This window comes from Kribbella sp. WER1 (assembly GCF_054189145.1).
Map to the genome: position 1 here is coordinate 3,884,504 of NZ_CM135186.1, position 26,734 is coordinate 3,911,237.

Below are 26,734 nucleotides of genomic sequence, written 5' to 3' on the forward strand. Positions count from 1 at the left end.
GGGGGCTCCTTACTCCAGAACTACGATCTCGTGGTCGGTGATTCGGTATACCAGCACCGTAATCCAGCCGTCGTGCTGCTGCACGTCCGCCGTCCGCCGTGAGACGAGCAGGCGGGCGCGGGACGCGTTCACCCTGAGCGACACCGCGAACGGACCTGCGGGCGTGAGCTCCTCCAGCCGGCCGCGCCAGGCGCCGCCCTGGTCGAGGTTGACCAGGTGCAGGACGTGCCGGTCGCCCTGCCGGTACAGCTGGCAGTCGAGTACGCCGGGACCGTCGACGCGCAGCGGGATCCCGTCGTGGCGGACCAGGCTCGCCAGCAACCGCCCGTGGTCCGGGTGGTGGTGCTTCGCGTACAGCCGGTCGACGTCGGCCGCCAGGTACGCCGTCCGCTCGCCGAGCACCAGCGCCGGTACGTCGGTCCGCGGCTCCGCCATCCAGGACTTCTCCGGCGGGTAGATCGGGAACGGCGGGATCCAGGTGAGCGCCTTCCGGGCATCGGTCTCCACCACCTCCAACTGCCCGCCGAACGGCAGCACATCGGTGTCCCCGTCGAACACGTCGCGGTCCTCGATCCGCAGGTAGCTGTGCGAGTCGTACGTCTCCCAGTCGCCCACCGATCCGTCCCCGAACCGCTTGCCCTGGTGCCGTACTCCGAGCAACTCGCCCAAGGCCCAGCGATCCCGCCGATCGCCCCACGCGTCGTACAGCCCCGACTCCCCACTCACGACCAGCTTCTTGCCGGCCGCGACGTACGCCTCCAACTGCGCGCACTGCTCGTCCGTCAACACCCCGACGTTGGGCACCACCAGAACGTCGAACCGCTCATCCACCTCAGCTGTCGGCAAGTATGGAATCCGCGCCCTGATCAGCGCATCCGCCCACCCTTGATAGGGCAGCTGGCTCACCTCGACCGGCTCGTCCTTCCCATGGAAGTCGACGCTCAGCTGACTCCACAGCAGCCCGACCGTCGCCACCGGCTCCCGATCGACCAGGAACTCCTCGTACGCCGCGTGCTCCGCGAACAGCGGCCCCGCCGTCGCGTACTGCCGCCGGTCCTCGTGCACCGACCCGATGTGATGCCACCACGGCTGGATGCCGCCGGCCCAGCCCTCGAGCGCCCACATCCGCGCCTCCGGCTCCGGCTTGCTCCCGAGCCGGAACGTCGGCGTGCCCGCGTCGTACATCGCCGTGCTCTCCGGGATCAGCGTGTCCCAGCCGAGCATCCCGTGCAGCCGTTTGCCGGAGTCGGCGTTCGCCTGGAAACCGGATTCCTCGTGCCGCCATTGGGAGTCCAGCATGAAGATCTGCGCGCGGTTGCAGATCTCCGCGTCGTTCCGCAGGCGTTTGCTCTGGGAGACCAGGTCACCGCCGTTCATGCCGATCCACAGGCAGTCCGGTCCGCCCACCGTCGTCGTCACGGAGTTGTTCAGGTCCCAGACGTCGAGCCGGCGTTCGTAGCTCCAGCGGATCCACTGCTTGTACACCGGATCAGACCAGGAAACCGTGTTCGGAAGTTTCTGACCGAAGCTTTCCCGGCAGTTCGCGCAGTAGCAGATCGACTCCCGGCCGAGGCCGCTCCAGCTGTTGTCGGTGAGCCCGTCCGGCGCGGTCCGCTCGATGATCTCCTCGAGGATCCCGGTCAGGAACTCCCGGTAGTACGGTCCGGTGACGCAGGCGACGTACAGCTCGCCGGCCCGGTACGGGTTGCCGTCGGCATCGATCGCGAACCAGTCCGGGTGTGCGTCGTACAACGGTTGATGCGCGCGGTTGGAGTCCATCCGGGCGAGCACGGTCAGCCCGTCTTCCTTGGCGAGGCCAACGATCTCGCCGTACAGGTCGCGGTCCCCGAGGTACTCCGCGCGGTGCTGCAGCTCGTACCTGCTCGGGTAGTAAGCGACGATCCCGCCGGCGTTGACGATCACGCCCTGCACGTTCGTCCGCCGCCACTGCTCGCGCCACCACTCGGCGTCGTACCGAGCGGGGTCCTTCTCGGTGAGGTTGGTCTGCGCCCAGCGCAAGGTCCTGCGGTACCAGGGCTTCACGCGATGCCCCGGACCGCGTCACCGGCGCCGGAAAGGTTTTCCAGCAGCATTTCCGAGTATTTCCGGCTCAGGACGACGCCCTCGGCGCCGCCGGCGAACGCGGCCAGCGTCGCGTCCCGCACAGACTCGCGGGTGCACCGGGTCAGCTCACCCTCGTTGTCGTCCCAGTTGATCTTGGTCCCGAGGTCCCGCGGCGACTCCAGCCCGCGCTGCTTCGCGACCCCGACCGGGATGTCGATGTCGATGCCCGGGTAGATCCGGCTCTGCCCGCCGACCCCGGCGACCGCCCGCGCGGTCTCCCGCCGTACGTACTCCGAGGTGAAACCGGCCTGCGGCAGCTTCTCGTAGTCGCCCTCGTCGAGCTGCAGGAGCTTCATCATCAACGGGTACACGTCCTCGGGTTCGGCGTCCGCGAACAGCGCGCCGCAGATGCTCTTCACCCAGGTGAAGAACCGCGGCCCGGCGCAGTTGTTGTAGATCACCACCTTGATGAAGTCGGAGAACTTCGCCATCTCCGCGTAGTCCTGGTCGGCGCGATAGAACGGGCTGAACGAGATGTTGTGGTAGACGTGCCAGCCGACCTGCACCTCCGGGGAAATCGCTTTCGTCACGCCGTAGATGTCCCGGTACAGCTGCCGCTGACTCTCGGTCCAGAGCGTCTGCCAGGCCAGCACCTCGGGGAAGGTCAGCAGGATCCGCCAGAACGCCACGAACGCGCCGTCCACCGGCCGCTCGCCGGCACCGACCCGCTGGTTCCAGTCGACGAGTTCGCGGTACCCCTGCATCGCCCGGTTCACGTCGATCCCGCGTTCGGTCCCGATCGCGCGGCAGTGCCGGCAGAAGCAGCCGATCTCGGCGACGTCCGGCGTACTCTGCATCAGCAGGTTGAGCGGACCGGGCCGCTCCGAACACCAGGCGAGCCCGTCCAGCTCGTAGCTCTGCACGTAGTCCTCGACGAAGCCGAGATGCCAGTTCCGGTAGTCCGGGTTGTTGAAGCACGGCCGGCGGCCGGGCCGGTTCCAGGCGTCCACCTCGAGCACCTTGGCGAAGTTCGGGTAGGTCCGCAGCTGCCGGGCGCCGCCGCTCTCCTCCATCCACGCGAACGACTGCATGCCGCGCTCGCGGGCCTTCGGGATCACCTCCGCGAGCAGGTCCAGCTCCGGGTGTTCGGGCGCCCGGCCGGCCGAGCCGAGGACGGTGTTGCCGTAGTACTCCGGGTGCGGCGTCGCGTAGTTCCCGCCGACCCAGCCGAGGTCGTACTCCTGGCCGCCGTGGTCCGGGATCGGGTGCCCGGGGATCTGCCGGCCGCCGGTCCCCCGGGTCCAGGTCGGCGTGGCCAGGAACAGCGCGTTCACCGCGCCGCGTTCGGCCAGGATGTCGAGCGTCCGGTCGACACCTTCGTCGACGAACGAGATGGCTCCGATCTGCATGGCAACGAGCCGGTCCGGCACGGTGCTCACCCCTTCATTCCTGTCATCGTGATGCCCTGGATGAAATAGCGCTGCGCAAAGAGGAAGACAGCGATCACCGGTACGACGGACACCGTCGCACCGCACATCAGCAGACTGATCTGGGTGAAGTACTCGCCCTGGAACTGGGCGAGCGCCACCGGCAATGTCTGCAGGTTCTCGGAGTTGATGTAGATCAGCGGGCCGAACAGGTCGTTCCAGGACTCCAGGAACGTGAACACCCCGATCGCGGCCAGCGCCGGCTTGGTCTGCGGCAGCATGATCCGCCAGTAGATGCCGAACGTCGACGCGCCGTCGATCTTGCCCGCGTCCTCGAGCTCCTGCGGCACGGTCAGGAAGGACTGCCGCATCAGGAACGTCGCGAACACCGGCGTCAGCACCTTCGGCACCCACAGCGGGTACTGCGTGTCCACCCACCCGATCTGCCGGAAAACGATGTACTGCGGGATCAAATAGGCGATTCCGGGGATGATCGAGGTGGCCAGCAGCACCATGAACGCGGCGTCCCGGCCGGCGAACCTCAGCCGCGCGAACGCGTAGCCGGCCATCGACGCGACGATCAGGATGCCGATCACGTTCAGCCCGGCGAGCTTCACGCTGTTCCAGAGGAACACCGGGATCAGCTCGAACACCTGCCGGTAGTTGTCCCAGTGCGCGTCGGTCGGCAGGAACTTCGGCGGCACGCTCAGCACCTTCGCCTCCGGCCGCAGCGACGCGCTGATCATCCACACCAGCGGCGCGAGGAAAACGACGGCGAACAAGGACATCACGACGTACTGCGATGTCTTCGAGACGATTCTCATGTGTAGAACACCCACCTCTTCTGCAGCTTCCACTGCAGGTAGGTGACGGCCGCGATCACCACGAACAGGATCCACGCCATCGCCGAGGCGTAGCCGACCTTCCCGTAGCTGAACGCGTTCTGGTAAATGTTGAAGATGTAGACGCTGGTCGCATGCCCGGGCCCGCCCTTGGTCATCACGTAGATCAGGCCGAACACCTGGAACGACGTGATGAACTGCGTGATCAGCAGGAACAGGAAGTGCGGCGTCAGCAGCGGCAGCGTGACGAACCGGAACCGTTGCCAGTTTCCCGCACCGTCGATCTTCGCGGACTCGTAGTACTCGTTCGGCAGGCCCTGCAGGCCGGCCAGCAGGATGATCATCGGGTAGCCGATGCCCTGCCAGACGCTGACCATGATCACCGCCGGCATCGCCCAGCTCGAGCTCGACAGCCATTGCGGGCCGTGGATCCCGAGCTGGCCGAGCAGCCCGTTGATCACGCCGTTGTCGGGCTGGAAGAACCAGAACCAGACGAACCCGATCGCCACCACGTTCGTCACGTACGGCGCGAAGTACGCGGTCCGGAAGAACGCGACACCCTTGATCGGGCGGGCGCACAGCATCGCCAGCACCAGGCCGATCCCGATCGTCAGCGGGATGCTCGCTAGCGTGAAGTAGACGGTGTTCTTGAACGTCTGCAGGAACAGCGGATCGTCGCTGAACATCTCGGTGAAGTTCTTCAGCCCGACGAACTTCGGTGCCGAGATGCCGTTCCAGTCGGTCAGCGAGGCGCCGATCGAGACCAGGATCGGGAAGAACTGGAACGCCACCACGCCGACCACGATCGGGCTGATGAACAGCCAGCCGGTGAGGTTCCGCTTGCGCCGCGCCCGCCGGAGGTCGGCCTGCTGCACCGTGCGGGCGGTGTCGCGCGCCATCGTGATGGTTGCCATCGACCTCAACCCTTCAAGGCGTTCTCCACCTGTGGCTTGATCTGCTGGAGCACGTCGGCGACCGGCTTCTCGCAGTTGTAGGCCGTGTCCAGCGCGGGCCTGTACAGCTCGCGCGCGCCGATCGTGTTCTTGGTCTGGTTGGTCGCGGTCAGGTGCTTGGCCGCCTCGGCGAACAAGCCGATGTGCGCCGGGGACTTGCCGTTCGGCGCCAGCTCGGCGGCGGCCTTCAGGTTGATCGGCGTGAACGCGCCGCCCTGGAGCAGGATCTTGCCGCCGTCCTCACTGGCGAGGTACTTCAGCAGGTTCCAGGCCGCGTCCGGGTTCTTCGCCTTCTTCGGGACGCAGAACACGATCACGCTGGACTCGGTCTTCTGCTCCACGTCACCAGGCGGTGGAGCGACGTCCCAGGTGAAGTCCTTGATCGTCTGCCGCATGTACGGCACCGTGCCGAACGTCGCGAACATCATCGCGATCTTGCCCTGCGCGAACATCTGGTTCTGCACGTTGTCCTGCTGCAGCACGGACCACGGCGGCTGCACCTTGTCCTTGCAGGTCAGGTCGGTCGCCCACTGCAGCGCCTCGGACTCCTTCTGGCCCGGCAGCGTGAACTGCGTACCGTCCTGGGAGAAGATGCCCGTCTGGCTGCCGTGGTTCACCGTGAACGTCTGCTCGTAGCCGGTGTCCAGGTAGACGAGCGCGCCGTACTGCTGCTTCGCCGGGTCGGTGAGCTTCTTCGCCTTCGCCTCGAAGTCGGACCAGGTCCAGCCGTCCGACGACCAGGTGGTCGGCGGTAGCGGTACGCCGGCCGCCTTGAACAGGTCGACGTTGTAGAAGATCAGCCGCGGCTCGTACCCGAGGACCCACGCGGTGTGCGAGCCGTCCGGCTGCTTCGGGAACTCGAACGTCTCCTTGGCGAACTGGGACGTGTCCAGCTTGTCCTTGTCGATGTACGGCTGCAGGTCGAGCAGCGCGCCCTGCTCCGAGAAGCCGCGGACGAAGTCGTCGTTGATCCGCATCACGTCCGGCGGACTGCCGCCGGCGATCAGCGTGCGCATCTTGGTGTCGTACTCCTGGGTGACCGCGGGCTGGATCGTCACCTGCGTCCCGGACTGCTTCTCGAACGCCTGGATCGCCTGCTCCAGCGGGTTGCCCTTGACCTGCTCCCAGTTGAGGAACGTCAGGCCTTTCTTGCCACCACTGCTTGCGTTGCCGTTACCACCACAGCCGGCCAGGAGGCCGGCAGCTGTGAGTCCCGTCAGTCCGGCGAGAAACCTGCGGCGGTTCAGGTACGGAAGATGTGTCTGCACCGGAATCTCCCATCCACGGAGGGATGAATACGTATACACTCAGGCATTGAATACGTATACACACCGGTTCCGGCGTGGTCAACGGGCTGTGGTAACACTCTTCAGTAGTGTTCACACCTCGGACGAGGGGAGGCGGAGATGTCACGACCACCGACGAGCCGCGATCTGGCACGGCTGGCTGGGGTGTCGCAGGCGACCGTGTCGCGGGTGCTGACCAACAACCCGAAGGTCAACGCCGAGACCCGGGCACGGGTCCTGCAGGTGCTGAAGGACGCGAACTACAAGCCGAACGCACTGGCCCGGGCGATGAAGACCGGGCGCACCGACACCATCGGCGTGTTCATGACCCGGGTGACCAGCCCGTTCCACGCGGAGCTGCTGGACGAGATCGGCCGGGTGCTGAGCTCGATGGGCCAGCACATGATCCTGTGGAACATCGAGCACGACCCGGAGGAGGCGATCGCCGAGGTCCTCCAGCAACGGCTCGTCGACGGGTTCCTGCTCACGTCGGCGACGTACGACTCGACGCTGCACACGATGGCGCTCGCCTCCGGGACACCGACGGTGCTGCTGCACCGCGGCATCGACGGACTCGACTGCGACCAGGTCGTCGGCGACAACTACCAGGGCGCGTACGACGCCGGCCAGTACCTGGTCGGCCACGGGCACACGGACATCGGCCTGGTGACACTCACCCACACCGGGAGCACGTCCCGCGACCGCGACCTCGGCTTCCGGGCCGCGCTCGCCGACGCCGGCGTGAAGATCAAGCCGAGCAACGTCGTCTCGGTCGACGTACCGCACTCCGCCGGCCACGCGGCCGCGGTCAAGCTGCTGTCCCGGAAGAAGCCGCCGACGGCGATCTACACCGTCACGGACCTGCTCGCGTTCGGCATCCTGGACGGTGCTCGCGCGTGTGGGGCCCGGGTCCCCGACGACGTCTGGGTGGTCGGCTTCGACAATACCGAGATGGCCGCCTGGGAGTCGTTCGACCTGACCTCGGTGGACCAACCCGTCCACAGCATCGTCGAGAAGGGCATCCAGCTCCTCCGCCACCGCATCGCCGACCCCGACCGCCCCACCGAGGTGATCACGCTCCCCTGCCCACTGGCCATCCGCGGTACCACCGCCAACCGCCACTGACTCGCATGTCCCAGGTCCACCTCGTCTACGCGCACCCCAGCGCGCAAAGCTTCACCCGCGAGATCTTCGACGCCTTCGTGGCCGGCCTCCACTCTGCCGGCCACACGTACACAGTCTCGGACCTCTACGCGATGGAGTTTCGCTCCGAGCTCACACTGGCGGAGTACGAGCGGGAAACCGGCCGCGCACCGGACGCCCGCGTGCCGGACGACGTCGCCGCCGAGCAGGCCAAGCTCGCCGCCGCGGACGTCTGGGCGTGCCTCTATCCGGTGTGGTGGGCCGACTGCCCCGCCCGGCTGAAGGGCTGGTTCGACCGGGTGTGGACGGTCGGCTTCGCCCACAAGCCGACCGGCGTACGCCCGGCCCGGAAGGCACTGGTGATGTGCACGGCCGGGTACACCGTCGACGAACTGGCCGCGTCTGGGTGCTACCAGGCGATGAAGACCACGATGCTGACCGACCGCATCGGCCGGCGGGCGCAGTCGAGCGAGTTCGTCGTCTTCGGCGGTACTGTCCTGCGCGACGACGCTCTCCAGGCCGAGCACCTGGCGCAGGCGGCCGCGCTCGCGCACTCGATCTGAACCGCTAGGTGAGTTTCGGCAGGACCTCACGGAGGACTCGGGCGTGGTCCTCGGGCTTCGCGAGGCCCATGTTCATCGTGTTGACGCACAGGTGGGTCGCGCCCAGTTCGCGCCAGGCGTCCGCGAACGCGCGCCAGTCCTGCTCGGGTACGGCGCCGAGCGTCAGGCGGGCCTCGATGCCGACGGATTGTGGATCGCGGCCGGCGTCCTCGGCCGCTTGCCGAATCAGCGCGATCTGCCGGCGGGCGGTGTCGTCCGGCGCGGACTGCGGCATCCACCCGTCGCCGATCCGCCCGGTGCGCCGCAGTACGGCGTCCGCGCCGCCGCCGAACCAGATCGGGATCCGCCGGCCCGGCAACGGATTCAGGCCCGCCTCCTCGACGTGGTCGAACGTTCCGTCGTACGAGATGACCGGCTCGGCCCACAGCTTCCGCAACAGGTCGACCTGCTGACTCAGGCGGGCCCCACGCTTCTCGAACGGTACGCCGAGCGCGTCGTACTCGACCTGGTTCCACCCGATCCCGACACCGAGCCGCAACCGGCCGCCGCTCAGCAGGTCGACCTCCGCGGCCTGCTTCGCGACCAGCGCGGTCTGCCGCTGCGGGAGGACGAGGACGCCAGTGACCAGTTCGAGCGTCGTGGTGATCGCGGCCATGTACCCGAACAGCACGAAAACCTCGTGGAACAAGGACTTGTCGGTGTACCCGGTCCACCCCGGCCGGTTCGCCGGGTCCGCGCCTAGGACCTGTCTGGTAGTCCAGCGCCGTAGCGAGGAGGTGCTCGGTGCGGTAGCTCGGCGCGCGGGGGCGAAGGGGTCGATGCGGAGCATCGTTCCCTTTGCACCCGTGCGCCGAGCTGCCGTGCCGAGCGCCCCGCAGTAGGCGCTGGACTACCAGACAGGTCCTGGCACGTGGTCGTACGCGAGCGCATGGTTGTACCCGGCCGCCTCGACCGTCGTCGTCCACTCCCGGACGACCGCCGGATCCGCCCCGATCTCGAGCTGCGGGAACACCGCACCGATCTTCATTTCGCCTCCAGCAGGTCGATCAGTCCCTGAACGGCACGGTCGAACGGCTCCCGCGAACCGGCCGCACGGGCGAGCACGTACCCACCCTGCAGTACGGCGGCGATCGTCGCCGCGGTCCGCTCCGGGTCGAGCGACTCCGGATACTCGCCATCACGTTTGCCCTCGGCAACCACCTCGGCCAGCCGCTGCTGCAGCCACGCGAACGTCTCCGCGACCGGTTCCCGCAGTACCGGATCCGCCACCACCTCCGGATCCGCCGCGAGCCGCCCGATCCGGCACCCCTTGAGCACGTCCCGCTCGCGGGTCAGATACCCCACGATCCGCGCCTCCGCCGTACCGTCGCTCCCCAACTGCCCCTCGGCGGCCTCCCGCAACTCCGCCCCGGACCGCTCGATCGCCACCTTCGCCAACTCGGCCTTCCCCGCGAAGTGGTGATACATGCTCCCTTGCCCGGCCCCCGCCAGCCGCTGCACCGCCTTCGGCGAGGTCCCGACGTACCCCCGCTCCCAGAGCAACTCCTGAGTACTGCGAATCAACCGCTCGACCGTCTCCACCCCCACACTGTACCGAGAGGTACAGGAACCCCGGCTCAACGTTTCGGTCGCGCCGATCGTCCTGGGTGTGGAGGAAGGACGGTGCCGATGACCGGCTGGGAACAGGACCTGCGGGAGTTGCTGGCGGCGCGGGGCGGCGCACTGCGCGCGTACGCGTACCTGCTGACCAGCGACGCGAGTACGGCGAGCGACCTGCTGCAGGACGCATTGGTCCGGGTGCTGGGGCGACTGCGGAGCGGCGGCGACATCGACCAACTCGAGGGGTACGTTCGGCGCTCGATGCTCAACCAGTACGTCGACGGGCGCCGACGGCTACTGCGATGGAACGCGACCAGGCACCTGCTGGTCGACCCGCCGATCCACGACGACGACCGGTTCGCCGTCGCGGACGAAGTACGGCGAGCACTCGGCACGTTGGCGCCGAGACAGCGGGCCTGTGTCGTCCTGCGGTACTACGAGGACCTCACCGTGCCCGAGATCGCCGACCAACTCGGGTGCACCGAAGGAACCGTGAAGCGCCACCTGTCCGACGCGAGAGCGAACCTCGCCGGTCTGCTCGGCACGAGTGAGGAGAGTGTCCGATGACTTCTGACGACCTACGCGACCTGCTACGCAGCGCAGCCGCCGAAGGGAGCGAGACGGTCGATCTCGCCGAGGAGGCGGTCGTGCGCCGTATCGCCCGGCGCCGTACCCGGGCGGTCCGGATCGCCGCCGTCGCGGGCGCGGTGAGCGCAGTGGCCGTGGTGTCCGCGCTCGTCTGGGCGGTCCGCCCCGGCGATGCGCCGGCCGCGACCGCCCCGGTGACGAACGCCCCGGTGCCGTTCCCGAAGGACTGCGGCGCGGCTCTGACCGGTCAGCATCCGGCCGAGTCGCCGCTGCGGGTGACCATCGCCGAGCAGCGGATCGTGCGGGCGGGCCCGTACGGGCGGGTGTCCGGCGTACTGACCAACGAGTCGCGCACCGCTGTCAACGGGTCCACCGCGAGCGCGGTCCGCGTGATCGTCGTCAAGCACGGCACCGTGGTCGCCAAGACGGGGGCGATCACCGCCAACGCCCTCCAGTTGGTACTCGCGGCCGGCGCCCGCGAGACGCTGGCCATCCCGGTGCCGCTCCAGCACTGCGGCACCGCCCAGACCCCGCTGACGCCGGGCGACTACCAGCTCTACACGGAGTTCACCGTCGCCCTGAGCCCCACCGCGAACTGGACCGTCCTCCGCAGTGGGCCCTGGACGGTCGAACTGAAATAGCAACCGGCTGGGGAGGCAGCCCTCCCCAGCCGGTCGTGATCAGCTGACGGTGACGATCTTGTTCACCGTGTACGCCGTCGCGTGGTCGGCGTCGGCCGGGAACCAGACGCGGTAGGCGATCTTGCCGCGGAGGGCCGGACGGATGCCGAACGCGTACTTGCCGGACGAGCTCAGCTTCACCGACGCGATCGACTTCCACACCTTGTTGCCGTACTGCTGCAGGTAGACCGGCTTGCCCGCGTGCGCCGGTGCGACGTATCCGCTGAACGCGGTCGTCTTCCCGAGCTTGATCGCCGCCGGCGACAGCACCGCGGACATCGACGGAGCCACCTGGACGGTGATGTCGGCGGTCCGCGTCCCCATCAGGTCGGCGTTCCCCGGGAACGTCAGCATGTACACCGACGACACGGCCGGCTTCGTCACCACGGACAACGTCCCGGTCGACGTCGTCTTCGCCGCCGCCAGCAACGTGAACTTCGACGACGTCTTGGGCCGCACGTACACGTTCACCGGCAACCCGGCGTACGCCTTGTTGTCGATCCGCAGGGTGCTCCCCTTGATCGTGATCGCCCCGCCGTACGTCACCAACGTCGACGTCGTCGCAATCCCCGACTTCATCCCCAGAAGCTGCTTCACCGCGATCGGACTGTAGTGCCCCGTCCGGTCGAGCACCCAGGCGCCGTACGTGTACGTCGTGTTCTGCGCCAGCCCGGTGTTCTTCACCGACGTCCCGGTCCCGGCGTACACCAACGTCCCGGTCGTCGGCGTCGGCGCCTTGCTCCCGACGTTCCGCCGCACGATCACCTGGTCGAGATCCGGCGTCGGCGGAATCGTCCACGCCAGATTCGCCGCGAGGTAAGCACCACTACCACTGAACGCAGTCAGCTTCTGCGGCACCAGATCAACCGTCGAGAACACACTGCTCCACTGCGGAAGGTCGGCACTGGCGCTGAACTCCCGGACACCCTTGACCAGCACGCGGTACGGCGTTGCCTCCAGCAACGGCGCCGTCGACTTGATGGTGACGCTCTGGGTGTCCGCGTCGTACGCCGTCAGCGTGCTCGGAACCACCGCTCCGGTCTTCCCGTTCAGCAGCTGGACGGTGCTCGCTGTGATCGTGTCGGGGTTCATCGCGTGCGCGAACGTCACGGTTGGGGTGGCCGTCGCCGTCGCGTTCACGCTGAGGTCGGCGGGCACCACGTCCCGGACCGGATACAGCGGAAGCGGACCCGGGTTGACGGTGCCGCCGAGGCTGACGTTCAGCGTGTACGGCCGGGTGACCCGCGCCCCGTTGGTGTTGCGGACCGCGATGTAGACGTCGCCGTCCACGGACGGCGTCGCGGTGGTGGTCTTGGCCACCTGCGCGGCCCAGATCGGCCGGTCGGTTCTCGGATCGATGTCGGGGTACGGCTTCGAGGCGGAGCCGATCCCGTAGAGGTTCGCGTCGTACAGCTCGATCTGCGGGCCGAAGTTCGCCGAGTACGCGTCCCCGTTGAACTCGGGCCCGGTCAGGATCACCTGGACCGCCTGGGCGGGCGTCGGCACCCGGTACCAGTCCGTCTCGCCTTCGGTGCCGATCGTGCCGCTGACCGTGGTACCGGGGGTCAGCGTGGTCGCCCGCGCGGGCTGGTCGTTGCCGTCCGGGGCGGCGACCGGGAAGTCCGCGGTCCACTTGCCGCCGAGGGCGGCGTACGCGTCGACGATGCCGTGGCCGTAGTACGGGTCGATGCCGCGGGGGCCGGCGTCGCGGGCGAGGGTCTCGAGGCGCTGGGCTACCTGGGCGGGGGTGAAGGTCGGCCACTTGTTCCGTACCAGCGCGGCGATGCCCGCGACGATCGGCGCGGAGCAGGACGTGCCGGTGCAGTACCAGTACGGCTCATACCCGGGCGGGGTCAGCGCGCGGGAGCCGGTGCTCAGGATGTCCCAGCCCGGCGCCGCGATGTCGACCCAGTCGCCGTACGAGCTGAAGTCGGTCAACGCACCGGCGGCGTCGGTCGCGCCGACCGCGATCGCCTCGGGGTACGCCGCCGGGTACTGCAGGGCGTCGTTCCCGTCGTTGCCTGCGGCGACGACCACGGTGACACCCTTGGCGTACGCGCGCTTGACCGCGTCGTGCAGCACCGCGTTGTCGTCCGGGCCGCCGAGGGACATGTTGATCACCTTGGCGCCGTGGGCAACCGCCCAGTCGATGCCTTCGGCAATGTCGGCGTCGTACCCGCCGCCGTCGGAGGCGAGGACCTTGACCGGCATCGCCTTCACGTTCCAGCCGACGCCCGCGACGCCGACGCCGTTGTTCGCGGCCGCGGCGATGATGCCGAGCGTCATGGTGCCGTGCCCGTGGTCGTCGACCGGGTTCGGCCGGGTGCTGGAGACCGCGTTGTACCCCGGCACCAGGTGCCCGGCGAGGTCCGGATGCCCGGCGTCCACGCCCGTGTCGAGGACCGCGACGATCTGGCTCCCGGTCGACTTCGACAGGTCCCACGCCTGCGGGACGCGGACGGTGTTCAGGTATGTCTTCTGGTCGCTGGCGTAGTACTCGTCGTTCGGGACGGCCGAGATGTAACGCTTGTAGTTCAGCGAGGCGAGCTCGACCGTCGGGTCGGCCTTGACCTTCTTGAGCAGGTCAGTCGCCGGCAGGTCGCTGGTCAGCTTCACCGCATTCGACGCCACTGGGTCCTCGGCGGTCGCGCCGTACCGCGACACCGCGGCCCGCCGGTTCGCCGCCGTCGCCTTCGGCTTGAACTTCACCATCACGGAGTGCGCGTCGTACTCCCCCGCATGCTTCCCCGCCGCGAACGGCGGCCGATAAGGCCGCGGCTGCACCGCCGACCCACTCGACCCGGTGACCACCACCACGCCACCCGCAATCATCGCCGCAGGCAGCACCAGCCGCAGCAAACGCTTACTGAACACCACAAACCCCCAGGACCTCGACAGGGCGGAAAGACCACAATCGGTCTGGTCCTAAATCGTTGGGAGGCCCTCCGGCGTTACAGAACCGACCGGCCTGTCGTCCCGCCGTGACCGATTCGAGGCCTGCACACTGGGGAAGGTGGCGGATCGATCCAGAACTGCAGCAGTCTCACGGTGGTGGCACGGAGCGATCGCGGCGGTGATCCTGGCCTCGCTGGTCATCCAACTGGTGCTGATCTTCACCGGCGGCGCGGACGCGAACTCCGGCGACAGCGGCGCCGCGGTCGGGCTCGGAACGCGGCTGTGGCGGCTGTTCAGCTTCTTCACGATCCAGAGCAACCTGATCGTGCTCGCGGTAGCTGCCGGCCTGGTGCTGCGCCCTACCCGGGACGGCGCGTTCTGGGGCGTGGCCCGCCTGGACTCGCTGCTCGGGATCGTCATCACCGGCCTGGTGTTCGCAATCGTCCTCGCGCCGCAGGTCCACCTCACCGGCTGGGCGCTGGCGGCAACGATCGGTTTCCACTACATCTCCCCGTGGACAACACTCGCCGCCTGGCTCGTCCTGGGACCACGCCCGCGCTTGACTTGGCGGGCGGTCGGTCTGGCGTTCGTGTGGCCGCTCGCCTGGCTCGTCTACATCTTCACGCAGGGCGCATTCACCCACTGGTACCCGTACCCGTTCCTGGACGTGACGGACCTCGGCCTACCCACCGCCCTCCGCAATGCCACCCTCGTACTGGTCCTCGGCCTCCTGCTCGCCGCCCTCCTCAAGACCCTCGACACGAGGCTCCCCGCCCGCTCGTGATCACCATCGAGCCGTACGACGAGGCCTGGCCCCAGCGCTTCGCCGAGCTCGGCCGGGTACTGCGGGCTGCCCTCGGCGATGTCGCGCTGCGGATCGACCACATCGGCTCCACCGCCGTACCGGATCTCGCCGCGAAGCCGGTCATCGACCTCCAGATCTCGGTCGCCGCACTGGAACCGGTAGCGCCGTTCCGGGACCCGCTGCTGGCACTCGGCTACGTCTACCGCCCCGACAACCCCGAACGCACCAAGCGCTACTTCCGCGAACCACCCGGCAGCCCGCGCACCCACATCCACGTCCGGAAGCTGGGCAGCTTCTCCCAACAGTTCCCACTGCTGCTCCGCGACTACCTACGCACCCACCCCGCCGAACTCCCGCCGTACGAACACCTGAAACGCGAACTGGCCGCCGCCCACCCCACCAACCGCGCGGCGTACACCGACGGCAAGCTGCCCTGGTTCTGGCAAACCATCCAACGGGCCGACGCCTGGGCCCAGCACACCGGCTGGGAGCCGGGGCCGTCCGACGCCTGACCGACGCTGCGCTGGTCGGGTTGTTCGGCCTCGGCTGCTTGGGGAGGATTTTGGCCCGGAGCGGGACAGGATCCTCCCCAACCTGGGTATACGCGCGCGCCCGCGGCCCTCCGGCGGTTGGGTCGCGTGGGGAAGCACACATGGGAGGGGGCGGCACGCTTGGTGACTGGGTGGATGCTGGTGGGGACCGATAGTCTCGGGCGCCATGAGCACCTGCGTCGCCATTGCGGTGATTACCTTCAGGCGACCTGCTCTGTTGCGGGGGTTGTTGACGAGTTTGCAGGCGCAGGAGTTGCCGGCGGGCGGAGATTACGCGATCCGGATCGTGGTGGTGGACAACGACGCGGACGGGTCGGCGGCGCGGGTGCTGGAGGAGTTCGGGGAGGGTACGCCGTACCCGATCGAGTCGGTGGTGGAAGCGGAGCCGGGGATCCCCTTCGCGCGGGAGCGGTCCGTGGAGTTGTGCTGGAACGACGACGCGCTGATCTTCGTGGACGACGACGAGGTGGCCCCGCCGGGGTGGCTGGCGACGCTGCTGAAGGCGTGGGAGACGACCGGTGCCGACGTCGTCACCGGTCCGGTGAAGGGCAATCTCCCGGACGGCGCCCCACCGTGGAACCAGTACAGCGACGTCCACGACTCGACCGGCCGGCACACCACCGGCGAGGAGTTGAAGAAGGCGTACACGAACAACACGCTGGTCAGCCGCCGGGTGTACCACGCGGTCACGCCCGGGTTCCATCCCGCGTTCCGCTACACCGGCTCCAGCGACCTGCACTTCTTCCTGCGGGTGCACCGCGCGGGGTTCCGGATCGTGTGGTGCGAGGAGGCGTGGATCGCCGAGGACGTCCCGGCGGGGCGGACCACGTTGCGCTGGCTGGTCCGGCGGGCGTTCCGGTCGGGGAGCGGCGACACGATCAGCCGGTTGCTGATCCGCCCGGGCGCGGTCAGCTACGTACTCGTGCTGGCCTATGCTTCGGCCCGGGTGGTCTCGGCGTTCGGGCTCGCCCTCGCCGGGCTGTTGCTCGGGCGGAAGACGCACCTGCTGAAGGCAGTCCGCCGGTTCTTCTCGGGCGTCGGTAGTCTCGCCGGGATAGTTGGGATCAACCATGACGAGTACCGGGAACGGCACGGTTCGGCCGACGGTGGCGGAGCTGTGCCGGGCGATCTGGACGGTGGAGAGCGACCTGGGGCTGCTGACCTGGCAGCTGAGGGGGATGCATCCCTGGCCGATCATCCGGATGCGCGTCTTCCATGAGCTGACCCGCCGCAGCGGCATCCACGGCGCTCCGCATCCGGTACGCCGGACCCGGTACGACAAGGCGGCCCTGGTCGCGCGGCACGTGGCCGGCGTGGTGACCCGGAACCCGTTCCCCGGCCGGTACGACGCGCTGGTCGTCCCGCACCCGCGGAAACCGAACGGTGTCGAGATCTACACCGACGAGCTCCGGGCGCTGCTCGGCGACCGCGCGCTGATCCTGGACTCCGGGATCAACGGCGTACCGCTGGACGGCAGCAAGAACCTGGACTTCTTCACGTCGGCGGCGGGCGCGGTGCACGGCCGGACCGCCGACGACCGCGGCGTCCAGAAGGCGCTGGAGAAACTCACCGGTATCCGGGTCCCGATCGGCGCACTGCTGAGCCGTGAGGTGCCGAAACACCAACGGCTGCGGGCGCTCTACCGCGCGCTGCTGAAGAAGCACCGGATCGAGACCGTGTATTGCGTGGTCGCGTACTTCCACCAGCACATCGTTGGCGCGGCCCGCGATCTCGGGATCCGGGTGGTCGAGCTGCAGCACGGCGCGATCAGCCCGTTCCACCTCGGGTACAGCTATCCGGGCCGGCCGGAGGTCGCGGATCAGCCGGACGAGCTGTGGTGCTTCGGGTCGTACTGGACCGAGGTCGCGGACCTGCCCGCCGGGATGCGTACGAAGGTCACCGGCGCCCCGTTCCTCCCGGCGCCCGGGCCGAAGACGAACCGGGTGGTCGTGCTTTCCCAGGGCACGATCGGCGCCGAGCTCGTCCGCACGGCCGGGGCGATCGCGCAGCAGCATCCGGAGCTGGAGGTCCTGTACCGCCTGCACCCGAGCGAACGCCCCGCCGACTACACGGTCCCGCCCGGCGTCCAGCTGTCGACCGGCGGAAGCACGCTCGACCTGCTCGCGACCGCGACGTACCAGGTCGGCGTGTCGACGACGGCGCTCTTCGAGGGGATGGCGCTCGGCTGCCGTACGGCGGTCGCCGACCTGCCCGGCCACGAGTACCTCGAGCCCGCGATCGCCAAGGGTCACGCCATCCTGCTGGGCGACCTCACCGACGCGCCGCTGTGCGACGAACCGGAGAGTTACTACGCTCCGGGCACACTTCGGTTGTAAAAGGCGGATCCCCAGGCCATCACAATCACTCGCGGCCGGCGGCCGCAGGCGGGAACACGCGCGGAGCGGTCGATTGTGATGGCCTCGCGGTCCGCGCCTTGTCGGTGGAAGCGTCTAACCTCCGCAGCATGCGGACGGTGGAGCTGGGGCGGACGGGGTTGCGGGTCAGCGAGCTGGGGTTGGGGCTCGCGTCCGTCGGTGGGATGTTCGCGGCGGTTCCGCAGCAGCAGGCGGTGGCGACGATCGACCGCGCCTGGGAGCTGGGCGTACGGCTGTTCGACACCGCCCCGGTCTACGGGTACGGGCTGTCTGAGCAGCGCGCCGGCCTGGCGTTGCGCGGGCGTCCAAGAGACACGTTCGTGCTGTGTACGAAGGTCGGCCGGCTGATCGAGCCGGGCGGACCGGATCTGCAGCCGATCTGGGCGGAGCCGCCGGCCGGGGTCGGGCCGCGGCTGGACTACTCGTACGCGGGCACGATCCGCTCGTTCGAGGCGAGTCTGGAGCGGATGGGGATCGACCGGATCGACGTGCTGCACATCCACGATCCCGAGCTGGGCGCGTCGACCGACACGTTCCGCGCGCTGTACGAGCTGCGTGGACGCGGCACGATCCGGGCGATCTCGCTCGGTGTCAACCACGCCGACGTCGCCGCACGGTTTCTCCGGGAGACCGACGGCGGGCCGGACCTCGTGATGCTGGCCGGGCGGTACACGCTGCTCGACCAGTCCGGCGCGGACGAGTTGCTGCCGTTGTGCCGGAAGTACGGCGTGGCGGTGCTGGCGGCCGGGGTGTTCCAGGGCGGGGTACTCGCGGACACCGCGAACGGCGCGCCGCACGGGTACGCGCGGGTCCCGCGGGACGTGCTGCGGCGGATCGCCGTACTGCGGGAGGTCTGCCGGGCGTACGACGTACCGCTGCTGGCCGCCGCTCTGCAGTTCCCGTTGCGGCATCCCGCCGTACCGGCCGTGGTGGTCGGGGCGCGCAGCCCGCGGGAGATCGCCGAGGTGGCGGCGTGGCACGCGTCGAGCATCCCGGAACCGTTCTGGACCGCACTAAGGTCTGCGCTATGAGGTACATGCTGCTGCACAAGACCAACGACAACCTGGAAGCCGGGAACCCGCCCGACCCGGAGATCCTGGAGCGCGCCGACGCGGTGCTGGAGGAGATGCGCCAGGCCGGTGTGCTGGTGCTCGGCGAGGGCCTGATGCCGAGCTCACGCGGCGCCCGGGTGACGTTCCCGGCGCCGGGTCAGCCGCGGGTGATCGACGGGCCGTTCGCGGAGACCAAGGAGCTGGTCGCCGGCGTCTCGATCATCCGCGTCGACTCGAAGGAGGAGGCCGTCCAGTGGGCCCTCCGCTTCGCCGAGGCCGACCCGTACACCCCGATCGACATCCTCGAGATCGCCGGCTAGCGACTCAGGCGGCTAACGCTCCAGGTGCAGGATCGGGTACGGCTTGCCGGTGGAGTCGTGGTCGGTCCGGGACACCACGTGGAAGCCGTGGTGTTCGTAGAAGCCGATGGCCTGCGGGTTCTGCTCGTTGACGTCAACGGACGTCGCGGCGAACTCCGTGAACGCGTGCCGCAGCAGCAGGCTCCCGCCGCCGCGGCCGCGGTACGACGGGTCCAGGAACAGCATCTCGACGTTCCCGTCCTCGACCCCGACGAACCCGATCAGCCGGCCGTCCTCCCGGAGCCCCGCGAGCTGCGCGATCGCCCCGAACGACGCCCGCACCAGCGGCCGGAACACGTCCAGGTCCGCCTCGGTGACGAAGTCGTGCGTCGCCCGGACCGACGCCTCCCACAGCTCGGCCGCCCGGTCGTACTCATCGGGCCGGATTGCATCGATCTGCATGCCCTTAGTCCTCAGGTGATGTTGGTTGCTGCCCAGGTGGTGATGTCCTCGTGCCGGATCGCGGCCGCCATCAGGTCCGGGAACTGGTCCGGGGTACAGGCGAACGCCGGTACGCCGAGGCCGGCCAGTGCGGCCGCGTTCTCGGCGTCGTACGACGGGGTGCCGGAGTCGGCGAGCGCCAACAGCGCGATCACCTGGACGCCGGACTCCACGAGTGACCGCGCCCGCCGCAGCAGTTCCTCGCGGACGCCGCCCTCGTACAGGTCCGAGATCAGCACCAGCACCGTGTCGGCAGGCTTCGTGACCAGCTCCTCGCAGTACGCGAGCGCCCGGTTGATGTCCGTCCCGCCGCCCAGTTGCGTCCCGAACAGTACGTCGACCGGGTCCTCCAGCTGATCGGTCAGATCCACGACCGCGGTGTCGAACACCACGAGCGACGTGCGCAGCGTCCGGATCGACCCGAGCACCGCGCCGAACAGCGACGCGTAGACGACGGACTCCGCCATCGACCCGGACTGGTCGATCGCCAGCACGATGTCGCGCTGCACGCTGTGGTTGCGGCGGGCGTACCCGACCAGCCGGTCCGGCACGATCGTCCCCAGCGTGGGCGAGAAGTGCTTGAGGTTCGCCCGGATCGTCCGGTCCCAGTCGATGTCGGAGTGCCGCGGCCGCGACGTCCGCCCGGCCCGGTCCAGCGCGCCCGTCACCGCGGCCCGGGTCCGCTCCGCCAGCCGCGCCTCCAGTTCGGCGACGACCCGGCCGACGACCTCCCGCGCGGTCTGCTTGGTCTCCTCCGGCATCACCTCGTTCAACGCGAGCAGCGTGGACACCAGGTGTACGTCGGGTTCGACCGCGCCGAGCAGCTCCGGCTCCATCAGCATCCGGGTGATGCCGAGCCGCTCGACCGCGTCCCGCTGCATCACCTGGACGACCGTGCTCGGGAAGTACTGCCGGATGTCCCCGAGCCAGCGCGCCACCCGCGGCGCCGACGACCCGAGCCCGGCGGCCCGCTGCGTCCCCGAACTCTCCCCGGCGTCGTACAGCGCGGCCAACGCGGCGTCGACGGACTGATCGGCCTTGGACAGCGCGGTGCCCGTCTCCTCCTCGGCCTCCGCGCCGAGCACCAGCCGCCAGCGGCGCAGGCGTTCCTCCGAGTTCACGAGACCCCCAGCAGTTGCGCGACCACCGGCAGCGCGGTCGCGGCCAGCTCGGCGTCCAGCTCGTTGTCATCAGCAACGACCAGCGCGGACGGATCGCTCAGCACCCGTGCCCGGGACCCGATCGTCCGGCGCTCCGGCGCCGCGAACGTCCCGAACGTACGCCGCAGCAACGGCAGCACCTCCACGAACGCGTCGTCCGGGATCCCGCCCAGCCACGCGTCCACCAGCGCGAGCAGCCGCTCGTCGTGCACCAGCAACAACCCGCCGCCGGCGAGGAACCCCTCGACGTACCCGGCCGCGTCCGCCGTCGGCGTACCGGGCGACAACGACCGCCCGAGCCGCAGCGCGACCTCCCCGTCCGGCAACCGCGACGTGTCCAGCATCAACCGCGTCAACCGCCCGCGGATCAGCGGCGGCACCGAGGTTCGATCGCTCAACCCCTGCAGGGTGTTCAGCCACTCCGCCCGGACGTCCTCGGCCAGCAAGGCCGTCGCGTCCTGCACCCCGTCGATCAGCTCCTGTACGGCGGTCGCCGCGTCCGGATCCAGCCCGTGAACCGTCCGCGCCAGGCCCGCGCACACGCGCGACACCATCCGCCCCGCGACCGCGGCCAGCCCGGCGGTGTCGGTCCCACGGACGTCGCCGTACCGCGAGGCTCGGGCCAGCGACGGGAGGGCCGCCATCAGGTGACCGACGTCGGCGTCGGCCGCGGCGCGGGTGTCGATGCCCTGCAGCAGCGGCGGCAGCGCGTCCGCGAGGTCGGCGAGCAGCGACTTCTCCAGCGCGGCCGTGACGTCGGCCAGCGTGGTCGAGTCGGCCGCCTTCAGCATCACGGTCGTCGCGGCACCGAGCACCGTCGTACCGTGCACACCGGCGGCGACGAGCTCCACCTCGAGCCCCGGGTCCCACGCCAGCCGCCACATCTCGCGGAACGTCCCTTGCGCTCGACGCTCGTCCGTGGCCGGCACGCCCCAGTCGACGCCGAGGATCCGCAACCGGTGCAGGAGCCGGGACTTCTCCAGGTCGTTCGGCTTCCGCAGGTCCAGCTCGATCACGCGTTCGGCCGCGTCCCGCTTCATCCGCAGTCGTCGTACCTGCGCCGCGAAGTCCGCGGCGACCGGCGCCTGGGGCGTTGCCCCCGGCACCGACCCGAGCAGCTCACCGACGACCGCCTCCCGCGTGACGAGATCCAGCAGTACGTCGTTCCCGCCGCAGAGGACGGCCCGCGTGGCCTCGGTGACCTCGCTGAGCCCCGCGAGCGGACGTTCACGCAGCGCGGCGAGCGTGTCGGCGAGCCGGACCGCCTCGATCACGTGCGCGCTGGACACCGGCAGGTCCTCGGCCCGCAGTACCTGGGCGACCTTGGAGAGCCAGCGCGCGGTGATCTGGTCCGGCGCGGTGAACAGGTGGTGGTACCAGCCGGGGGACGTGATGCCGGCGCCGTACCCGCTGGTGGCGGCCAGCCGGCCGTGCGTCCAGGGCACCCAGGTGCAGGCGACCTTCCGTTTCGGCAGGCCTTTCAGGATCCGCTGGTCGTGGGTTGCCGGGGGCAACGGAACCCCGAGGGCTGGGACGTGCCAGGCGCCGCACACGACCGCGATCCGCTCGAAGCCTTCACGCAGCGCCTTCCGGATCACGGTCCGCATGTACGCCTCGCGCTGCGCCTCCCGCCCGACCGCTTCCCCACCGTGGCGCAGCTCCCGCATCGCGTCCGCGATCACCGTGAACGGCTCGGCACCGTCCCGCCGGGACTCGATCACGTCGTCCCACCAGCGCTCCGGGTCGTCGTACCCGCCTGCCGCGGCCAGCGTCGCCAACGGGTCCATCGCGGCCGAGGACCGCCCGCCGGACGAGGCGAACTGCTGCGCCGCCGGCAGGTCGCAGAACCGCACCGGTACGCCGGCCGCCAGCCCGTACCGGATCGCCTGCCACTCCGGGCTGAACACCGCGAACGGCCAGAACGCCGCCCGGGTCGAATCGTCGACGGCGTACGCGAGCAGCGCGACCGGTGGTTCCATCTCCTCCGACGCCGCCAGGTCGACGATCTTGTCGGCCTCCGGCGGCCCCTCGATCAGTACGACGTCCGGCTCGATCGCCGCCAGCGCGGCAGCCACCGCCCGCGCCGACCCCGGCCCGTGGTGCCGGATCCCCAACAGGTGAACGGTCATCCGGAGATCTCTCGGCAGGCGCGGTAGAACGGGGCCCAGTCGTCGCGCTCCCGGACCACGGTCTCCAGGTACTCCGACCAGACGACCCGGTCCGCCGACGGGTCCTTGACGACCGCGCCGAGGATGCCGCCCGCGACGTCGGTCGGCCGCAGTACGCCGTCACCGAAATGCGCGGCGAGCGCGAGGCCGCCGGTGACGACGCTGATCGCCTCGGCGGTGGACAGCGTCCCGGACGGCGACTTGACCGCGGTCCGGCCGTCCTCGGTGCGGCCGGAGCGGAGTTCGCGGAAGATCGTCACCACCCGGCGGATCTCGTCCAGCGCGTCGTCGGGCTGCGGCAGTTCCAGCGCGGAGCCGAGCTGCGCGACCCGGCGGGAGACGATCTCCACCTCGTCCTCGGCCGAGTCCGGCAGCGGCAGCACGACGGTGTTGAACCGGCGGCGGAGCGCGCTCGACAGTTCGTTGATGCCCTTGTCGCGGTCGTTGGCGGTGGCAATGATGTTGAACCCCTTGCGGGCCTGCACCTCGGTGGCCAGCTCGGCGATCGGCAGCGTCTTCTCGGACAGGATCGTGATCAGCGCGTCCTGGACGTCGGACGGCATCCGGGTCAGTTCCTCGATCCGGGCGATCTTCGCCCCGGTCATCGCGCGCTGCACCGGGCTCGGCACCAGCGCGGCCTCACTGGGGCCCTGGGCAATCAGTTGGGCGTAGTTCCAGCCGTACCGGATCGCCTCCTCGGCGGTGCCCGCGGTGCCCTGGACGAGCAGGGTGGAGTCGCCGCTGATCGCCGCCGCCAGGTGTTCGCTCACCCAGGTCTTCGCGGTACCCGGCACGCCGAGCAGCAGCAGCGCGCGATCGGTCGCGAGGGTGGCGACCGCGACCTCGATCAGCCGGCGCGGGCCGACGTACTTCGGGGAGATCTCGGTGCTGCCCGCCGTACCGCCGAGCAGGTACGTGACGACCGCGCCCGGCGACAGCTGCCAGGCGGGCGGGCGCGGCTTGTCGTCGGTCGCCCCGAGCGCCTGCAGTTCGTCGGCGTACTCGACTTCCGCGTGCGGGCGCAGTACCTCGGTCATGTCAGCTCCTCGTGCATTTCGCGGCGGAAGATCAGGGTTTCGACGAGCCGGCGGCGCCAGGTGTCCTCGTCGCCGGTCGGATCGCGGGTGATCGGATGGTCGAGTACGTCGGCCGGGACCGCGCGGGCCGCGATACTGGCGAGCCGCGCCCAGGCACGGTTGGTGCCGACCCGGACGAGCTGATCGAGCACCATCGTGCCGAGCTCGGGAGGCCACGGCACCGGCAACCCGCCGACGACCTCGGTCACGTCGGTGGTCCGCCGCAGCAGATCGACCGCAGACGCCCACTCGTCGGCCGGCAGCAACCGGACCAGCTCCGCGGGGCTTCGGCTCCCCGTGCTCGCGTTGGCTTCCAGCAGCGCTCGGGCCCAGGTCGCGGAACCTTCGCGGATCGCGGCCTCGGTCCAGGCGGACTGGAGGATCTCGGGGGCACAACCTTCGACGGGGGTCTGCAACCAGGCCGGCTCCATGGCCGACAGGGGCGTGTTGGCAACGATCTGGTGGAACCACCACGCCCGCTTGCCGATGCCCTCCGGGTTCTGCGAGTCGAGGCCGTCGCGCTCCATCGACGACGTGATGGTCCGCGGCAGGTCGACGGCCAGAACGCCCTGCGATTCCAGGAGGTGCGCATGCAGTCGCTCGGCCATGCGGACGCCGTACTGCGCGCCCGGCAACCGCGCCAACAGCCGCGCCGCGACCCGCCGTACTTCCCGCGACCGGTCGTCCAGCGCCGCCTCGAGGAACTCCTCGTCTGCCAACGACAACCCTTCGCCGAACAGGCCGAGGAAGTCTGCGCGGGTGGCGGCCGTCTCGTTCGGGAAGACCTCCGCGAGCTCCTCGCGCGCGGCCGCTGGATCCTGTCGTCGCAGCGCCAGTAACCAGGTCCGTCGTTGGACCGCGTTCCCGTGGGTCCAGGTCTGCGTTTCGTTGCCCTCGGCATCCGCCGCGTGCAGGAACCGCCACTCGGGATTCAGGTCCGCGAGCCACCGCGCTCGGCGCCCGGCCGCCGCGATCACCAGCGGACGGTACTCCGCCCGGTTGCGGGCGTAGTCGGCCAGCGCCGGCAGATGCTCCGGCGGTACACCCCAGCCGTGCGCGTCCGCGGTACGCAACCACTCGCCGAGCGCGGTGGTCTGGAACCCGCCGAGCATCGCCGCGAGCCGACGTACTGCACCTGAGCGTGGCAGCGGGCGATCCTCGCCGCCCGCGGGCTCCAGCGGGGTCAGGTCCCGTAAAGGCTTGCGTCCGGCGCGCTTGTAGACGGTCGCCAGTGCGGCGGCGTCCAGGAGACCGCCTTCGCCCAGTCGCTCCCGCACGTACTCCGGTAGCTCGTCGAAGGCCGGCGGACGCCGATCGGTCCCCAGCAGCACCGAGCTGACCAGCCCGTCCCAGCCCTTCACAGCGTCACCGGCCGATCATCACGCCAGCACGTCATCGGGCGAAGGCCCGCGCGGTTCCACTCGGCGGCGACCGTGATCGGATCGCCCGCCGAGACCGCGAGCAGCTTCAGCGGATCCCAGCCCGGCAGCATCTCCAGCCCGTCACCGGCCGCGTCCACGAGCGCCCACCCGTCGCCGTGCCGCGCGGGGCGGACGTCCTGCAGTACCAGTGGCCAGCGCTCGTTCCACGGGTCGGCGGCCAGCGCTTCGACGTACGACGCCAGCGCCTGCTGGACCGTGTGGCCGTGCGGGCGTGGTGCCTGCTGACGCGTGTCGGTCTGGGTGAGGAGTGCGCGCATCGGGAGCGCACCGGGGTAGTACACGAGCGTGCCCGGGACGGCCTCGCCCGGGCGCGCCGGAAGCGGGTCGAGCGGCCGTCCGGCGGCGGCGAACGCGAGGATCAGCCCGATCCGGCCGGTCGTTGCCCCGCGCAACCACACGCGGCGGACGGTGAGCCGGTCGTCGGGCTCGACCACCCGGCCGAGCACCAGCCAATCGTCCTCGACCTGCTCGCCTTCGAGCCGAACGCGCGCGGTCTCGGTCGGCCAGCCGATCCGCGACTGGACGGTGTCGGCGAGCGACGGCGGGAGCTCCGCGAGGCGGGCGTGGGCGGCGACGATCAGGTGGATGAGCGACAACTCCTCGAGGAGTTCGCCCGGCCAGCCGTGACCGCGTCCGACGACCCCGGCGGCTCGGCGTACCGCACCTGCCACGCCGGGGGCCTGGGCATCGACCATACGGGCGGCGAGCCGGTTGAGTTCGCCGTACGCGCGCTGGTCGAAACCGCCGAGCCCTTGCCGCACCTGATCGTCCAACCACCCGGCCAACTCCGCGAGCCCCGCCGACACCCGGTCCGCCCGGCGCGCGACCCGCTCCTGGGCCGCGATCGGATCCGCGACCTCACCCGGCTTCCGCTCCACCCGCTCGGCCCGCTGCTCCAGCCAGTCCCGCACCCAGTCGGGCTCGTCCCCGGCCGACAGCTCGCCCTTCGCCTGCAGCAGCAACAGCCCGAGCGCATGCTTACACGGAAACTTCCGCGACGGACAGGAACACTTGTACGCCGGCCCCGCCAGCTCGACGGCCGTCTGGTACGGCTGCTTCCCGCTCCCCTGACACAACCCCCAGACCGCCCGCTCGCTCGCGCCGGTCCCCGCCCACTTCTCCCCCCGAGCCAACCCCTGCCCGGCCTTGGCAGACGCAGAATCAGACGCCAACCCCAGCACCTGCTCCACGTCCCACAACCCCACACCACTCCTCACCCAAGCCGTCCCCCCAAATCCTCCCACCCACCCCCGACACCCCGCCCG

25 protein-coding genes are annotated in these 26,734 nt (G+C 69.8%); 10 read left to right on the top strand and 15 right to left on the bottom strand.

All coding sequences use genetic code 11. The features are described 5' to 3' along the window. Positions 1–9: 9 nt before the first annotated feature. Genes ACXJJ3_RS18660 through ACXJJ3_RS18680 form a run of 5 tightly spaced genes read right to left on the bottom strand, consistent with a single transcriptional unit; the run spans position 10 to position 6,554 of the window. Positions 10–2,043: a beta-galactosidase gene (locus tag ACXJJ3_RS18660; RefSeq protein ID WP_458171456.1), complete on the bottom strand. Its 2,034-nt coding sequence runs from the start codon at positions 2,041–2,043 to the stop codon at positions 10–12. Further along, positions 2,040–3,503, bottom strand: coding sequence for a hypothetical protein (locus ACXJJ3_RS18665; protein ID WP_458171457.1), 1,464 nt, complete (start codon positions 3,501–3,503; stop codon positions 2,040–2,042). Before ACXJJ3_RS18665 ends, ACXJJ3_RS18660 begins: the two co-directional genes overlap by 4 nt. Next, complete coding sequence (locus ACXJJ3_RS18670; protein WP_458171458.1) at positions 3,500–4,315, bottom strand: carbohydrate ABC transporter permease; 816 nt, start codon at positions 4,313–4,315, stop codon at positions 3,500–3,502. The genes ACXJJ3_RS18665 and ACXJJ3_RS18670 overlap by 4 nt, the downstream gene beginning before the upstream one ends. Continuing rightward, entirely contained in the window at positions 4,312–5,247 is a 936-nt protein-coding gene (locus tag ACXJJ3_RS18675) for a carbohydrate ABC transporter permease (protein ID WP_458171459.1), read from the bottom strand. The genes ACXJJ3_RS18670 and ACXJJ3_RS18675 overlap by 4 nt, the downstream gene beginning before the upstream one ends. 5 nt (positions 5,248–5,252) lie before the next feature. Then, positions 5,253–6,554: an extracellular solute-binding protein gene (locus tag ACXJJ3_RS18680; RefSeq protein ID WP_458171460.1), complete on the bottom strand. Its 1,302-nt coding sequence runs from the start codon at positions 6,552–6,554 to the stop codon at positions 5,253–5,255. 138 nt (positions 6,555–6,692) lie between these two features. Here ACXJJ3_RS18680 and ACXJJ3_RS18685 point away from each other — a divergent pair, with 138 nt between their 5' ends. Next, positions 6,693–7,697 carry a LacI family DNA-binding transcriptional regulator gene (locus ACXJJ3_RS18685; RefSeq protein ID WP_458171462.1) on the top strand — a complete coding sequence of 335 codons (1,005 nt, stop codon included), beginning with the start codon at positions 6,693–6,695 and terminating at the stop codon, positions 7,695–7,697. A gap of 5 nt (positions 7,698–7,702) precedes the next feature. Then, positions 7,703–8,278 carry an NAD(P)H-dependent oxidoreductase gene (locus ACXJJ3_RS18690; RefSeq protein WP_458171463.1) on the top strand — a complete coding sequence of 192 codons (576 nt, stop codon included), beginning with the start codon at positions 7,703–7,705 and terminating at the stop codon, positions 8,276–8,278. Positions 8,279–8,282: 4 nt separating this feature from the next. Here the strand turns inward: ACXJJ3_RS18690 and ACXJJ3_RS18695 are convergent, their stop codons facing one another. The 3 genes from ACXJJ3_RS18695 to ACXJJ3_RS18705 are packed head-to-tail and all read right to left on the bottom strand — an operon-like array spanning position 8,283 to position 9,859. Further along, a complete protein-coding gene (locus tag ACXJJ3_RS18695) occupies positions 8,283–9,107 on the bottom strand; it encodes an LLM class F420-dependent oxidoreductase (protein WP_458171464.1) in 825 nt (274 codons plus the stop codon). A 60-nt stretch (positions 9,108–9,167) separates the two neighbouring features. After that, a complete protein-coding gene (locus ACXJJ3_RS18700; protein ID WP_458171465.1) occupies positions 9,168–9,305 on the bottom strand; it encodes a hypothetical protein in 138 nt (45 codons plus the stop codon). Beyond that, positions 9,302–9,859 carry a TetR/AcrR family transcriptional regulator gene (locus tag ACXJJ3_RS18705; protein WP_458171466.1) on the bottom strand — a complete coding sequence of 186 codons (558 nt, stop codon included), beginning with the start codon at positions 9,857–9,859 and terminating at the stop codon, positions 9,302–9,304. The genes ACXJJ3_RS18700 and ACXJJ3_RS18705 overlap by 4 nt, the downstream gene beginning before the upstream one ends. A gap of 87 nt (positions 9,860–9,946) precedes the next feature. On the opposite strand from ACXJJ3_RS18705, the gene ACXJJ3_RS18710 reads away from it, so the two are divergent. Together ACXJJ3_RS18710 and ACXJJ3_RS18715 are read left to right on the top strand one after the other, a co-directional pair. Then, the gene (locus ACXJJ3_RS18710; protein ID WP_458171467.1) at positions 9,947–10,444 is read left to right on the top strand and encodes a SigE family RNA polymerase sigma factor; all 498 of its coding nucleotides are present in this window, start codon (positions 9,947–9,949) and stop codon (positions 10,442–10,444) included. Further along, complete coding sequence (locus ACXJJ3_RS18715; RefSeq protein ID WP_458171468.1) at positions 10,441–11,106, top strand: hypothetical protein; 666 nt, start codon at positions 10,441–10,443, stop codon at positions 11,104–11,106. The genes ACXJJ3_RS18710 and ACXJJ3_RS18715 overlap by 4 nt, the downstream gene beginning before the upstream one ends. A 39-nt stretch (positions 11,107–11,145) precedes the next feature. Here the strand turns inward: ACXJJ3_RS18715 and ACXJJ3_RS18720 are convergent, their stop codons facing one another. Continuing rightward, positions 11,146–14,019: a S8 family serine peptidase gene (locus ACXJJ3_RS18720; RefSeq protein WP_458171470.1), complete on the bottom strand. Its 2,874-nt coding sequence runs from the start codon at positions 14,017–14,019 to the stop codon at positions 11,146–11,148. A gap of 139 nt (positions 14,020–14,158) precedes the next feature. On the opposite strand from ACXJJ3_RS18720, the gene ACXJJ3_RS18725 reads away from it, so the two are divergent. The 6 genes from ACXJJ3_RS18725 (at position 14,159) to ACXJJ3_RS18750 (ending at position 19,143) form a co-directional block, all read left to right on the top strand. Further along, positions 14,159–14,824, top strand: coding sequence for a Pr6Pr family membrane protein (locus ACXJJ3_RS18725; RefSeq protein WP_458171471.1), 666 nt, complete (start codon positions 14,159–14,161; stop codon positions 14,822–14,824). Then, complete coding sequence (locus tag ACXJJ3_RS18730; protein ID WP_458171472.1) at positions 14,821–15,357, top strand: GrpB family protein; 537 nt, start codon at positions 14,821–14,823, stop codon at positions 15,355–15,357. The genes ACXJJ3_RS18725 and ACXJJ3_RS18730 overlap by 4 nt, the downstream gene beginning before the upstream one ends. A 205-nt stretch (positions 15,358–15,562) precedes the next feature. Then, the gene (locus ACXJJ3_RS18735; protein ID WP_458171473.1) at positions 15,563–16,615 is read left to right on the top strand and encodes a glycosyltransferase; all 1,053 of its coding nucleotides are present in this window, start codon (positions 15,563–15,565) and stop codon (positions 16,613–16,615) included. Beyond that, on the top strand, positions 16,599–17,732 hold the full coding sequence (locus ACXJJ3_RS18740; RefSeq protein ID WP_458171909.1) for a hypothetical protein: 1,134 nt from the start codon (positions 16,599–16,601) through the stop codon (positions 17,730–17,732). Before ACXJJ3_RS18735 ends, ACXJJ3_RS18740 begins: the two co-directional genes overlap by 17 nt. Positions 17,733–17,860: 128 nt before the next feature. Further along, complete coding sequence (locus ACXJJ3_RS18745) at positions 17,861–18,802, top strand: aldo/keto reductase (RefSeq protein WP_458171474.1); 942 nt, start codon at positions 17,861–17,863, stop codon at positions 18,800–18,802. Continuing rightward, complete coding sequence (locus ACXJJ3_RS18750) at positions 18,799–19,143, top strand: YciI family protein (RefSeq protein WP_458171475.1); 345 nt, start codon at positions 18,799–18,801, stop codon at positions 19,141–19,143. The genes ACXJJ3_RS18745 and ACXJJ3_RS18750 overlap by 4 nt, the downstream gene beginning before the upstream one ends. Before the next feature lie 12 nt (positions 19,144–19,155). Here ACXJJ3_RS18750 and ACXJJ3_RS18755 read toward each other — a convergent pair whose 3' ends face one another. Genes ACXJJ3_RS18755 through ACXJJ3_RS18780 form a run of 6 tightly spaced genes read right to left on the bottom strand, consistent with a single transcriptional unit; the run spans position 19,156 to position 26,650 of the window. Next, entirely contained in the window at positions 19,156–19,584 is a 429-nt protein-coding gene (locus ACXJJ3_RS18755; protein WP_458171476.1) for a GNAT family N-acetyltransferase, read from the bottom strand. 11 nt (positions 19,585–19,595) lie between these two features. After that, a complete protein-coding gene (locus ACXJJ3_RS18760; protein WP_458171477.1) occupies positions 19,596–20,744 on the bottom strand; it encodes a VWA domain-containing protein in 1,149 nt (382 codons plus the stop codon). Then, entirely contained in the window at positions 20,741–22,912 is a 2,172-nt protein-coding gene (locus ACXJJ3_RS18765) for a DUF5682 family protein (protein ID WP_458171478.1), read from the bottom strand. Before ACXJJ3_RS18765 ends, ACXJJ3_RS18760 begins: the two co-directional genes overlap by 4 nt. Beyond that, the gene (locus tag ACXJJ3_RS18770; RefSeq protein WP_458171479.1) at positions 22,909–23,988 is read right to left on the bottom strand and encodes an ATP-binding protein; all 1,080 of its coding nucleotides are present in this window, start codon (positions 23,986–23,988) and stop codon (positions 22,909–22,911) included. Before ACXJJ3_RS18770 ends, ACXJJ3_RS18765 begins: the two co-directional genes overlap by 4 nt. Continuing rightward, positions 23,985–25,388, bottom strand: coding sequence for a DUF5691 domain-containing protein (locus tag ACXJJ3_RS18775; RefSeq protein WP_458171480.1), 1,404 nt, complete (start codon positions 25,386–25,388; stop codon positions 23,985–23,987). Before ACXJJ3_RS18775 ends, ACXJJ3_RS18770 begins: the two co-directional genes overlap by 4 nt. After that, positions 25,385–26,650, bottom strand: a complete 1,266-nt coding sequence (locus ACXJJ3_RS18780) for an SWIM zinc finger family protein (RefSeq protein WP_458171910.1) — start codon at positions 26,648–26,650, stop codon at positions 25,385–25,387. The genes ACXJJ3_RS18775 and ACXJJ3_RS18780 overlap by 4 nt, the downstream gene beginning before the upstream one ends. Between the last annotated feature and the right edge of the window lie 84 nt (positions 26,651–26,734).